The 12353-nt window shown below is 72.1% G+C and carries 7 protein-coding genes, 1 tRNA gene and 1 rRNA gene; all 9 read right to left on the reverse strand.

Annotated features, from left to right (window positions below; all coding sequences use genetic code 11):
• Positions 1-57: 57 nt before the first annotated feature.
• Positions 58-1071: a glycoside hydrolase family 16 protein gene (locus tag DEJ28_RS11390; RefSeq protein ID WP_111115706.1), complete on the reverse strand. Its 1014-nt coding sequence runs from the start codon at positions 1069-1071 to the stop codon at positions 58-60.
• Positions 1068-3329 (reverse strand): PIG-L family deacetylase, encoded by a 2262-nt coding sequence (locus DEJ28_RS11395; RefSeq protein ID WP_284180742.1) that lies wholly within the window; start codon positions 3327-3329, stop codon positions 1068-1070. The genes DEJ28_RS11390 and DEJ28_RS11395 overlap by 4 nt, the downstream gene beginning before the upstream one ends.
• A 64-nt stretch (positions 3330-3393) precedes the next feature.
• The gene (locus DEJ28_RS11400; RefSeq protein WP_111115704.1) at positions 3394-7059 is read right to left on the reverse strand and encodes a glycosyltransferase; all 3666 of its coding nucleotides are present in this window, start codon (positions 7057-7059) and stop codon (positions 3394-3396) included.
• On the reverse strand, positions 7056-8018 hold the full coding sequence (locus DEJ28_RS11405; RefSeq protein WP_111115703.1) for a glycosyltransferase family 2 protein: 963 nt from the start codon (positions 8016-8018) through the stop codon (positions 7056-7058). The genes DEJ28_RS11400 and DEJ28_RS11405 overlap by 4 nt, the downstream gene beginning before the upstream one ends.
• Positions 8015-8938, reverse strand: a complete 924-nt coding sequence (locus tag DEJ28_RS11410) for a glycosyltransferase family 2 protein (RefSeq protein WP_258368070.1) — start codon at positions 8936-8938, stop codon at positions 8015-8017. The genes DEJ28_RS11405 and DEJ28_RS11410 overlap by 4 nt, the downstream gene beginning before the upstream one ends.
• 501 nt (positions 8939-9439) lie before the next feature.
• A tRNA-Gln gene (locus tag DEJ28_RS11415) sits at positions 9440-9511 on the reverse strand.
• 44 nt (positions 9512-9555) lie between these two features.
• Positions 9556-10533, reverse strand: coding sequence for an NAD(P)/FAD-dependent oxidoreductase (locus DEJ28_RS11420; RefSeq protein WP_258368069.1), 978 nt, complete (start codon positions 10531-10533; stop codon positions 9556-9558).
• 11 nt (positions 10534-10544) lie between these two features.
• Positions 10545-12032, reverse strand: coding sequence for a glutamate--tRNA ligase (gene gltX, locus DEJ28_RS11425; RefSeq protein ID WP_111115702.1), 1488 nt, complete (start codon positions 12030-12032; stop codon positions 10545-10547).
• A gap of 152 nt (positions 12033-12184) precedes the next feature.
• A 5S ribosomal RNA gene (gene rrf, locus DEJ28_RS11430) occupies positions 12185-12301 on the reverse strand.
• Positions 12302-12353 lie beyond the last annotated feature (52 nt).

Here is a 12353-nt window from a genome sequence, read left to right on the forward strand (position 1 = left end):
GTGCGGTCAGTCCGAGGTGCTCGTCAGTCCGCGGTGCTCGTCGATCTGCAGTGCTCGTCAGTCCTGGGGGCCGTCGTCCGGCGGCGGGCTGTCCGCCGTCCACGACCCCTCGGCAGGCGCCGTGGCGCCGTCCGAGGGCAGGGTGGCCTGCGGCTCGGCGCCGTCGACCGGCACGTCGATGGTCATCCAGTCGACGAGCAGCGAACCGGCGGCTCCGCGCGGCGGGTGTCCGCCGTTCGAACCGGCCTGCACCACGAGGTGCATGCGCGATGTCGGGATGCTCTCGGTCGTCGTGCTGACCAACTCGTCATCGACGAGGAACGACATCCGCGACGGAGTCCACTCGATCGTGTAGGTGTGCCAGTCGGCGAATGACGCCTCGGTCTCGTACTGGAGGCACTTCTCCGCGGGGTCGTCCAGGCAGTGCACGTTGAGGTACGCCGGCGCGCCGAGGGCTCCCTCGGGGAAGTCGACCTCGCCGTCCTCCCACACGTTCTCGTCACTCCACAGCAGCACCGCGACGCCGTACCCGTCGACCTCGTCGCTCTTCATGCGGATGCTGTACCGGCCGGACGTCTGGCCGCCCCACTCCCCGTCGACCAGCGGGACGATGCCCCCGGCGAGCGGGGTGCCGCCGGCCGTCGTCCGGAGGTGCATGTCGAGCATGCCGTCGTGCGCGGACAGGGTCGACGCCTGGTAGCGGCCGGTCCCCGCGGTGTCCGAGAAGCCGTGGTAGACCGAGAACCGGTCGGCGTAGTCGGACTCGAACCCGGCAGTCCCCGTGGTGTCGGTGAAGTCCTCCGAGAACACCCGGTTCCACCCGCCGCCGTCGGTGGTCGGCATGCTCACCCCGCTCGGCTCGCCGCTCTCCCCGGTCGCCGTGGTGGTCGTCGCCGCGACGGCCCCGGCGGCGATCACCAGGGCCCCGGCCGCGAGCGCGATCCGCCGCCCACCGGTGCGGAACGGTCGCCGGTGTCGGGCGAGGCCCGCTCCGTGCGCCGGCGCCGCTCCGTGTGCCGCCGCGGCGTGGCCGGCGAAGGACGGCGGGTCGTCGTCCGCGGCCCCGGTCATCCGGCTGTCCACGCGCGGAACTCGGCGAGACCGGCGTTCACCGTGCTGGACGAGACGCCGGTGGCGGTGAAGCGCACCCACGTGACGTTCCTGGCGGTGAAGTCGACCGTCCGGGCCGAGCTGTCGTTCGGCAGCGACGCGACGGTCACCTTGCTGCCGTCCGAGAACGTCAGCGTGCCGCTCGTGATCTGGTCTGCCGAGTTCGGGCGGTCGTAGAGGACGACGCGCTTCAGCGCGACCGACGAGGACCAGGTGAGCTGGATCCAGGTTCCGGTGCGGCCCTTCGGCGCGACCCACTCGGACGTCGGCGAGGCCGGGTACCCGGACACCACGCCGTCGACGGCCTTCGCGACCGTCTGCCCGTCGGCCGGGTTGTCCGACACCGCGGTCGGGGTGGCCTTCCCGGTGACGTCGACGAATCCCGGCGTGGGCGTCGGAGTCGGCGTCGGCGTCGGCGTCGGCGTCGGAGTCGGCGTCGGCGTCGGCGTCCCGGCCGGCGAGAACGCACGGATCTCGGCGAGCCCGATGTTCTGCGTCGTCCCGCTCACCGACGTCACCGTGAACCGCACCCAGGTGACCTGCCGTGACGCGAAGGTCACCGCCTGCAGCCCGCCCCCGTTGGCGAGGGCCGGCACCGTGACGCTCGAGCCGTCGGAGAACGTCAGGGTCCCGCCGAGCACCTGGTCGTCCGCGTTCGGACGATCCGCCAGGTCGACCTCGTTCAGGGTCGTCCCGCCGGACCACCCGAGCTGGATCCACGTGCCGGTCCGACCGGACGGGGCTACCCACTCGGCGGACGGTGTGGTCGGGTACCCGCTCACGACGCCGTCCACGGCCTTCTTCGCGGTCTGCCCGTCGGCGGCGTTCTCGGCGCTCGCGGTCACCGCCGCGCTGTTCGTGACGTCGGTCTTGGCGGGCTCGGTGGTGGGCGGAGGGGTCGTGGTGCCGGCCGGGGCGAACGCCCGGATCTCGGCGAGTCCGATGTTCTCGGTCGAGCCGCTCACCGACGTCACCGTGAACCGGGCCCAGGTGACCTTGCGCGCCGTGAAGGTGACCCGCTGCATCGCTCCCCCGTTGGTGAGCGCCGGCACCGTCACACTGGTGCCGTCGGAGAACGTCAGCGTCCCACTCAGCACCTGGTCGGCGGCGTTCGGCCGGTCGGCGAGGTCGATCTCGTTGAGGGTCGTCCCGCCGGACCACCCGAGCTGGATCCAGGTCCCCGCGCGTCCGGCGGGGGCGACCCACTCGGCGGTCGGAGCGTCCGGGTACCCGCTGACGACGCCGTCGACGGCCTTCTTCGCGGTCTGGCCGTCCGCGGCGTTCTCCGCGCTGGCCGTCACCGTCGCACCGCTCGTGACGTCGGTGCCCTGCGGGTTCGGGTCGGTCGGCACCGGCGAGCCGGCGGTGTACTCGCGGCTGAGCCACGTGCTCTCGGATCGGGGCGCACAGGCGTCCCACGAGGCGCAGGTCTGGTCGTCGTAGGCGGCGTAGGTGAAGAACGCCGCGGCCTTCGCGTTCGTCTGCGCGGTCGTCAGGTTCGACGGCCGGTCCTCGATCGGGTAGCCCATGTAGCCGGTGAAGGTGTGCGCAGGGGTGTACTTCGCCTGCGCCTCGTCGGCGAGGTACGCCACGGTGTGGTGGTCGCTGTGGTCGCCGTCGCCGTACTCGCCGTCGTTGTCGAGGGTGTGGATGTCGGTGGGGGCGAAGCCCTGCACGATGGCCAGCAGCGTGGCCCGGAGCTGCGCGAGGGTGTAGGTCGTGGGGTGGGTGGCATCGGCGACGGTGCTGATGCTGGTGGCGTAGCCCTGGTACAGCCCCTGCAGGCTCTGGTACCCGTCCGCCCAGAAGCCGTTGCCGCCGACGTTGCCGTCGGGGAGCTCCATGAACACCAGGCTGATCCTGGGCGCCGTGGTGAGCGTCTCGGTGTGGAGGGTCTTGCCGGCGACGACGAGCGTCCCCGTGGCCCAGACCGAGCTCACGCCGGCGATGCTCGCGTATGCGGCCTTGAGGCCGTCCTGGCGGCTCTCCCAGTACCAGTCCGGGTAGCCCGCGTCCCCGGCGGTGAACACGACGGAGCGCACGCAGCGGCCGGCGTCGATGTCCTTCCGGATCGCGGTGCCCTGGAACAGCAGGTCGTCGTCCGGGTGGGCGACGACGTTGAGCACGCGACCGGCGCTGCAGTCCGCGGTCGTCGCAGCCTCGGCGGACTGGGCACCGAGGCCCGGGCCGACGACGAGTGCGACGATGCTCGCGAACACGGCCGCGACGGACAGGGCGGTCGTCCGCCGTGTCCGTCGCGGCCGGGGCCTCGGGTGTGGGGTGTCACTCCGTTGCATGGCGCATGCCCTCCTGGGTCAGCTCGTACATCGCCGTGGTGCCGGACGACCAGACGCGCTTCCAGTACGGCGAGGACGCCATCTCGGTCGCGAGCTGCTGGTAGTCGGCGTCGCTCTGGTACCCGTACCGCGCGTCGTACGCCCCGAAGGGTGCGGCGACGAGGGCGTAGTACTTCGTCGCGGGCCAGTTCTCGACGAGTTCCCGCGTGATGTCGGAGACGTCCGAGCTGGCGTCGTAGCCGCCGGTCGTGTCCGGGTAGGGGCTCAGTGCTTCACGGGACAGGTAGCCCACGTCGAAGTACCGGGCGCCGGTGTTGCTCGGTACGGCGTTGGCCGAACCGGTGAGGAGCATCAGCGAGCCCTTCGGTGCGGTGCGGTCGAACAGCTGCGTGGCCTCCGACTGGCTCCGCGTCATCACCCGGTTCCAGTCGAGCGCGGTCTGCCCGAACGCCCCGACCGCGACGAGCGCCGCGACGCCGGCGCCGGCCACGAGGAACCGCACCGAGGTGGGACGCATCACCCGTCCGACCGCCGAGCCGGCCCAGGCGAGCCGTCCGCTTGGCATCGGCAGCGCGGCCGCGAGGATCGCGATCCAGGGGGTGGCGAACAGGACGACGCGGAAGATGCCCTCCTGGCCGTAGTTCGTCGCGACGAGCAGCGAGATCGGGCTCGCGGCGGCCACGAGCAGCCCCCAGTGCAGACGATCGCGACGCATCAGCACCGTGATGAGGGCGATGAGCCCGAGCACGACGAGTGCGGCCGCCGGGATGTCGAACGCCAGACGGGTGACGAGCGGCTTCGGCAGGACGGTCATGTCGTGCGACGGCGGCTGCACGTTGTCGAGGACCCGGCCGATCGCGGCCAGGGACAGGAACTTGGCGAGCACGCTGCCGTTCATGAGCGCGAAGACCACCGCGGGGACGAGCACGACGACCGGGAGCCACCACGGCCGGGCCAGCTTGAAGACGACGAGCACGACCAGGGCCGCCACGGTGAGGTACGGGGAGATCTGGTGGGTGACCGCGAGCACGATGCTGATCGCGGCGATCGCGGTGATGCGGGACAGCCCGACCTTGCGTGCACGCGGCTTCGCGAGCCCGACGCCCTCGTTCGTCACGGTCGCTGCGGCGCTCCGGAGCGGTCCGGTCGCGAGGACGAGGATCACGACGGACATCAGGATGCCGGTCGACTGCGGCGAGAAGTACGTGGTGTTGAGCGAGCCGGTCATCGCCGTCAACAGGGCGGCGATCCACGGCCGCCGGTCGCCGGGCAGCCAGTGCGACGCGAGCACGCCGACCGCGATGGTCGTGCTGAACGCGAGGAGCACCGGCACCCACGCGGCGATGAGCATCGCGTTGGCGATCCCGCCGACGTCGGCGACCCAGGCGCCCCCGGCGAAGAGCCCGGACCACGTCTGGAAGATGTCCTGCGCCGGGTTCGTGCCGCCGTACTGGCGGATGTACTCCAGGACGCCGATGTGCCGTGCCGCCGCCATGACGGTGGACACCCCGTAGGTGATCGCCTGTGCCAGCTGCACGACGCCGCCGAGGACGACGACGGGCACCGCGAGACCACGACCGCGGACGATCGCGATGACCGCTGCCGCGACGACGACCAGGATCCCGATGACCAGGCCGGGGCCGAGCGACCCGAAGAGCCCGGCCGGGACCGGGTCGCCCATGTGCGTCAGCGCAGCGACGACGACGATCCCCAGGCCGACGAGCGAGAGGGTGGTGACGGTGGCGGTGGTGCCCCATCGAGCACGGATGCCGACCGGACCGGGCCGGACCGAACCGTCCGACGACGACGACGACGACGACGACGACGACCGTACCGAGCCGCCCCCGAGCCGGTCTCGACGCAGTTCCGCCACGTCACGCGGGACGGCGACGGCGACGGCGGCTGCGGTGAGCAGGACGACCGCGACGAAGGGCACGGTCGGTGCCCAGACGTGGAAGGTCGCCATCGTGTACCCGATGGCGATCGTCCCGACGAGCGACCCGGTGACGGCGAAGACCGCGAAGCGGGCCAGCGCCATCGGGCGGACGAGCAGCAGCGGGGCGACCCCGAGCAGGGCGAACAGGAACACGCCGATCGCGCTGGCGCGGAGGACCGGCAGCCCGGCCACGGAGCCGATCGCGGCGATGACCAGTGCGAGGACGGGGAGCGCGGCGGCGACGAGGCGCGCGCCGGGACCCATCGCGTCGGAGGTGCCACGTCGCGCGGGTCCGGCCGAGTCGAGGCCGCGCTGGAGCTCGTGGCGGCCGCGCGCCGTCCGGTCGATGGTCCCCGCTCCACCGAGGCGCTCACGGAGCGCCAGGAACGGGGCGGTGGCCACCGAGCGACGCTCGACCCCGCGCAGGCGGCGGGCCGTGACGGCGAACTCGGCGTCGACGGCGTCGGGAGCACCCGCACCGCCAGCACCGCCGGCACCGCCCGCAGCGCCGGCACCGCCGGCAGCGTCTGTGCCCGTCCGGTCGATGTCCGCCGCACGGTCACCCTGCTCGAGGCCGAGTCGTGCGAACGCGCTGACCGCGTCGGGGAGGGCGTCGACCGAGGCGGCGAACGTGTCGCGGTCGAGGGCGTTCTTGGTCATCCAGGCTCCGAGTCCGTGGCCGTGCGCGGCGGCGGCGCGGCGGAGCGACGCGACGTCGTCGGCCGTCCGCTGCCACGCGATCGCGGCGGGTTCGACGGCGATCGCGGATCCGGCGACGAGCAGTCGTGTGAAGAGGTCGAGGTCGTCACCGCCACCGACCCGGGTACCGGGTCCGAAGGCGGTGTCGAAGCCGCCGATGCGCAGGGCGGTTGCCCGGTGCACGGCGAGGTTGGCGCCGGTCCCGTACTCGGACGCGGCGAAGGGGTGCCGGACGGCGACGCCGTCGTCGAGTGCGTCGTCGGTGAGACGGTGCACCCGTCGCCGGACGGTGCGTGCGGCGGCGGTGCGGTCGTCGTGCCAGCGCTGTGCGGGGGTGCGCAGCTCGGCGGTCGGGACCAGGCCGGTGACGCACGCGACGTCGGCGTCTGCCACGAAGGCCGACGCGAGCGCCTCGAGCCACCCGGCGTCCACGACGGAACCCTCGTCGACGAACGCGACGACGTCGCCGGTCGCCGCGAGGAGCCCGGCGTTCCGGGCGGCGGCGAGGCCACCTGCCGGGGCCGGGATCGTCGTGACGCGGCGTCCGCCGATCACGACCGTGGTCGGCTGCGCCTCGTCGGCACCGTGGGAGACCACGACCACGTCGAAGTCCGGGTGGCCGTTGGCGAGGACGGACCGCATGGTGTCCCCCGCGGCGCCGTCCGTGCAGAGCACCACCGAGACGGACGGCAGGTCCTGACCTGCTGCCGGCCGTCGTTCGGGTGCCGGCATCGGCCGGATCGCACGCTGGAGGGTGCGGACGTCGATCGTCGGGCCGATGCGGCGCCGCTCCGTGATGTCGGCCTCGACGAAGCCGAGCGGCTCGCCGTGGTCGCGGACCAGCAGTCGCGCCCGTCGGTAGCCCTCGGCGCCGTCGAGCGCGATGACGTCACGGTGGCTGGACGCGTGCACGTCCGTGCGGTCGACCTCGCCGACCCACAGCGCGCCGTCCCACGTCGGGGCGAGCGGCCCGGTGACGACGGGCGAGACGACCATCGCCAGTGTCGCGCGGGTCATCGCGTCACCACCGGCCGACGTGCGGCCCGCTCAGCGGGGGCGGTGACGACGACGCTGCCGAGCAGTCGCCCGACGGCGTACCCGGTCACCGTGGACGCGACGGACACGACGATCGCGACGGCGTGACGACCGCCACCGCGACCGACTCGACGCAGCTCGCGGAGCAGGGCTCCCGGGAGCACCTTCGTCAGGTACGTCTGCTCGCTGGACAGCGAGTCGCCGGTGCCGACGCGACGGCTCAGCACGGCCTTCGAGATGCCCTCGTAGTAGCTCCGTCGACGCAGGTACCGCATCGTCACGCGGTCCGGGGACACCCGGTGCGAGACGTTCGAGCGGGGTTCGTGCCGGATCCGGGCGCCGGGACGTGCCTGGGCGATCCGGATGCACATCTCGGTCTCCTCGCACCCGAGCGGCTGGTTGCCGACCCGGCCGATGCCGGAGCGGAACCCGCCGGCGAGCAGGATGGCCTCCCGCCGGAACGCCATGCTCGAGCCGATGACGTTGCGGACGTCGCCGGCCGTCTCGGGGAGACCCCGGTAGCTGCAGCCGACGATCCAGAGCAGCTCGTCCGTGTACGGGCCGGCTCCGGTGGCGTCCGGCCACGACGGGGTCGCCCGTCCGCCGACGCCGACCACGTCGGGGTCCTCGAGCGCGACGAGCATGTGGCTGAGCCAGTCCTCGTCGGCGGTGGCGTCGTCGTCGAGGAACGCGACGACGTCGGCCTCGGTCAACGCGACGCCGGTGTTCCGCGCGCCGGACAGCCCGCGGTCCTCGGTGTTCTCGACGACGCGCAGTTCCGGCCAGCGCGCTGCGGCGCGGGCGAGGAGCTCGGGTTCGTGGTCGATGACGACGACGACCTCGGGGGCCTCCGGCTGACGCTTGGCGGACTCGACGCTGTCCTGCAGGTCACCCCATCGCTGCTGCGTGTACGCGCAGATCACGACGGCGACGGTCGTCACGCGGCGTCCCCCTCGAGTGCGCCGACGGGCGCACCGGCGACGGGGGCGGATGCGGCGACCGGAGCGGCGTGGTGCGAGCCGACGACGGGCGGGGCACTGACCGGGGACACGGGCGATCCCGTGACCGGCGTCGTGGCGGCGCCGCCCCCCAGCGTGGCGACACGGGCACGGGCACGGCCCTGGGCAGCCCGGCGACGCTCGTGCATGATCGACTTCAGCACGCGGATGCCGTCGGTGACTGCGTTGAGGTTGCTCGTGCCGTGCACGCGGAGCTTCTCGTGGCTCGGCACCTCCTCGATCGCGAGTTCGGCGGCCGACCAGCGGCAGGTGAGGACGGTCTCGATCTCGAACCCGTCGCCCCAGAGCATCGAACCGTCGGCCGGACGCGGCAGCGTCGAGGACAGCAGACCGATCTTCGGCAGGACGTCCGCCCAGAAGGCGTTGTAGCCGTAGCAGAGGTCGCTGTAGCGGGTGCCGAGGATCACGTTGCAGAGCAGGTTGAGGCCCCGGTTGCCGAGGTTGCGGAGGATGGTGATGTCGTCGCTCCCGCCGCCGTGGGCGTAGCGGGTGCCCTTCGCCACGTCGGCACCGTCGATGAGCGCCTGCACGAAGCGCGGGATCTCGTCCGGGTCGGCGGAGCAGTCCGCGTCGAACATGACGACGACGTCGCCGGTGACGGCTTCGAAGCCGCACGCGAGCGCGTTGCCCTTGCCCTTGCGGGTCTGGTGCACGACGCGCACGTCGGGCAGGAGCCGCTGCGCGGTGGCGATCGTGTCGTCGACGGAGTGGCCGTCGACCAGGATGACCTCGTACACGGGCGGGAGCTTCGGCAGGATGATCTCGAGGTTGCGGGCCTCGTTGCGGGCCGGGATGACGACGGAGACCCTCGGGTCCCTCGGTCGGACGGTGGTGGCGGACATGGTGCTCCTGTCGGGTTCAGGGTGCATTCGGGTCGCTCGGAGGTCCTGCGGATCCGCGGTGCGGGCTGCGACGACGCGGGTACGTGCGTCACGGGTGCCGGCGGGGCGCGGGTACGACGCCACCGGTGCGGGAGGAGTGGGTACGACTTCTCCAGCGCCTCAACCCTCGCTGCGGGCGGGGTGGCGGTCAATGCGGTGTGCGGTCCCTTGCGGACCCCGCACCGCGGATACGGAAACCCGCAACGACGGCGCAGCGGCGTCCTGTCCCGTCCTGGGACGGCGGCTCACGGCCGTCGGACGATCCGCAGGACGGCCTGGAGGCGCGGTGCGGGCCGGCACCGCGCCTCCAGTCCGGAGAGAACACGCTGGTGCGATCCGCCGCCTCGGCGGCGGTCGGGCGTGTCTCTGCGAGCGGGTGCGTCACTGTCAGGGCACGGGCACGGGCACGGGCACGAAACAGAACAAGCCCCCGGGAAATCCCGGGGGCTTGTTCATCGAGTGCTGGGGTACCTGGACTCGAACCAAGAACGACGGTACCAGAAACCGCTGTGTTGCCAATTACACCATACCCCAAAGGCCCAGAGGCCTTCGGTCCCGGTTGCCCGGGGCACGATCAACTACTGTACAGCATCCCGAGCGTCTGCGAGACCACCCACGAGGTCGCGGTGCACCGCGGCGGCCGTCACGGCCCCGTGTCCGGCGGCCACGATGAGCTGCTCCGGCCCGGGAGGCGTCACGTCACCCACCGCGTAGACGCCGGGGACGGAGGTCCGGCCCGACCGGTCGACGACCACGAGCCCCTCGGCGTCCAGCGCGAGCTCGGCGTCGACCCAGTCGAGGTCGGCGGACCAGCGCGGCCGGACGAACCCGCCCGTGCGCGGCTCCACGTGCCCGTCGGCGAGCCGCACGCCGGTCATCCCGGAGCGGTCGCCCTCGAGGTCGGCCACCGCACGCTCGTCCACGCGCACACCCGCGGACGCCAGGCGCGCACGGCCGGCGTCATCGAGCGCGCCCGAGCCGTTCGTGTAGACGATCAGGTCGTCCGTCCACGAGCCGATCAGGAGCGCTCGGTCGACCACGTCGTCCGTCTCGCAGATGAAGGCGAGGGGTTCGCCCGCCTTCTCGTACGCGTCGCACTCGACGCAGCTGTGCACCGCCGTACCGTAGAACGCCCGGAGCGTCGGCAGCGCCGGGAACTCCTCGCGCAACCCGGTCGCGATGACCACGGCGCGGGCGGAGGCCTCGACCTCGGCGCCGCGCCACGAACCGTGCACGAGCCACCGATCGCCGTCCGGGGCCATCCGGTCGACGACGGCCTGGAGGACCGTCGCCTCGTCGTAGCCCTCGACCTCGGTGCGACCGAGCTTCCGGAGCTCGAGCGGCGAGACGCCGTCGCGCGTGAGGAACCCGTGCGAGCGGAGCGTCGCGGCGTTCCGCGGGCGGTTCGCATCCAGGAGCAGCACGGTCCGACGCGCGCGCACGAGGTTGAGCGCCGCGCTCAGCCCTGCCGGGCCCGCACCGATCACCACGACGTCGACCGTCAGGCGGTCGTCGCTCGTCGGCCGATCCGGGACGTTCGTGGGGGCAGCGTCCACCGGGCGGTCCGTCAGCGGTCCGCGAGGCGGCGGAGACGGGTGACGGTGGAGTCCTTCCCGAGGATCTCCATCGACTCGAACAGCGGCGGGCTGATGCGACGACCGGAGACCGCGACGCGCAACGGCCCGAACGCCAGGCGCGGCTTGAGGCCGAGGCCGTCGATGAGGGACTCGCGGAGCGCACCCTCGATCGCCTCGGTCGTCCAGGTGTCGAGCGGCTCGAGTGCGGCGATGGCCGCACGGAGCACGTCGCCCGCGTCGGCCTTGAGCGTGCCGAGCGCGTCGTCCTCGACCACCAGGTCGTCGTCGTCGGTGAACAGGAATCCGAGCATGGCCGGGGCCTCACCGAGGAGCTGCATGCGCTCCTGCACCAGGGGCGCCGCCTTCGTGAGGACCTCCTGCTGCTCCGGGGTCACCGGGTCGGCGAGGAACTGTCCCAGGTACGGCACGAGCCGCCCGCGGAAGTCGTCGGCGTCGAGCAGACGGATGTGGTCGCCGTTGATGGCCTCGGCCTTCTTGTGGTCGAAGCGCGCCGGGTTCGGGTTGACGTCGGCGACGTCGAACGCCTCGACCATCTCCGCGATCGAGAACACGTCACGGTCGGCGCCGATCGACCAGCCGAGGAGCGCGAGGTAGTTGACCAGGCCCTCGGGGATCATGCCGGCGGCACGGTGGTGGAAGAGGTTCGACTCGGGGTCGCGCTTCGAGAGCTTCTTGTTGCCCTCCCCCATCACGTAGGGCAGGTGGCCGAACACGGGGATGTACTCCGCGATCCCGACCTCGTACAGCGCCTCGTACAGGGCGATCTGCCGCGGCGTCGACGACAGCAGGTCCTCGCCGCGGAGCACGTGCGTGACCTGCATGAGGGCGTCGTCCACCGGGTTCGTGAACGTGTAGAGCGGCTTCCCGTTGGGGCGCACCACGACGAAGTCCGGGAACGTGCCCTGCTTGAAGGTGATCTCACCCCGGACGAGGTCGTCGAAGCTGAGGTCGCGGTCCGGCACCCGGAGCCGCAGTGCCGGCGCACGACCCTGGTCGCGGAAGGCCTGTCGCTCGGACTCGGTCAGGTCGCGCTCGTGGTTGTCGTAGCCCTGCTTCGGGTCACGGCCGGCGGCGACGTTCCGCGCCTCCATCTCCTCGGGGGTGACGAAGGACTCGTACACGTGCCCGGAGGCCTTGAGCTTCGCGATGACGTCCTCGTAGACGTCGGCGCGCTCGGACTGTCGGTACGGGCCGTGCGGTCCGCCGGCGTCGACGCCTTCGTCCCAGTCGAGGCGGAGCCACCGCAGTGCCTCGAGGATCTGCGCGTAGGACTCTTCGCTGTCCCGCGCGGCGTCGGTGTCCTCGATGCGGAAGACGAGCTTGCCGCCGGTGTGCCGCGCGTACGCCCAGTTGAAGAGCGCGGTGCGGATGAGTCCGACGTGCGGCGTGCCCGTCGGGCTCGGGCAGAAACGGACACGGACGTCGGAGCCGGAGGCAGTGGTGAATGGCGCAGTCATGACCCCCCGATCCTACCGGCCCGGACACGGCCACCCACGAGGCTGTGGAGAACCCGTCGTGCCCGAACCTGCCGTGCCGGACCTGCCGCACCCTGAACGCAGAAAACCCCTGACCACGAATGGTCAGGGGTTCCCTGGTCTTGCAACGTTGAGTCCGGCGGCGTCCTACTCTCCCACAAGGTCCCCCTTGCAGTACCATCGGCGCTGAGAGGCTTAGCTTCCGGGTTCGGAATGTGACCGGGCGTTTCCCTCTCGCTATGACCACCGGAACACCTTCGACCCAATACGAGGATCAGAAAAGCTGTCCCGGCTGACACCCAT

Origin of the sequence: Curtobacterium sp. MCPF17_002 (assembly GCF_003234115.2) — a bacterium.
Classification (GTDB): Bacteria; Actinomycetota; Actinomycetes; order Actinomycetales; family Microbacteriaceae; genus Curtobacterium.